The 449-nt window shown below is 60.6% G+C and carries 1 pseudogene; it reads left to right on the top strand.

From position 1 onward, the window contains the following. Window positions 1-2: 2 nt before the first annotated feature. A pseudogene (locus AF337_RS30010) lies at window positions 3-422 on the top strand (multiheme c-type cytochrome); the annotation flags it as partial. Window positions 423-449: the final 27 nt, after the last annotated feature.

The raw sequence follows: 449 nt of genomic DNA, 5'->3' as shown, positions 1-449 counted from the left end.
ACATCTCGACTCCCGCCCCCGACCCGCAGATAGCGATCCATGAGGGTTTCGTGGACGAAAGGACGTGCTTGTCCTGCCACGCCGATCAGGCTGCGGCTTTTTCGAAATCCCACCATGCAAAGGCCATGGCCCTGGCCGACGAGGAAACGGTGCGCGGCGATTTCGACAATAGCAGGTTTGAGCATGACGGCGTCGTCACCACCTTCACCCGCCGCGATGACCGCTTCTTCGTCAACACCGAGGGGGCGGACGGCAACCAGGCCGAGTTCGAAGTCAAATATACCTTCGCCTACGAACCCCTTCAGCAATACCTCGTCGACATCGGGGAAGGACGGCTGCAGGCTCTCGACATCGCCTGGGATACGGCTAGACGGCAGTGGTTCTGGCTCGGCAACGGCACCCCGGCCAAACCCGGATCGACCTAACATTGGACAGGTCCCTTTTATCGC

Source organism: Rhizobium ecuadorense (genome assembly GCF_001187535.1).
GTDB classification, from domain to species: domain Bacteria; phylum Pseudomonadota; class Alphaproteobacteria; order Rhizobiales; family Rhizobiaceae; genus Rhizobium; species Rhizobium ecuadorense.
The sequence above is the reverse complement of the archived record's forward strand: the minus strand, read 5'-3'. Positions and strand labels throughout refer to the sequence as shown.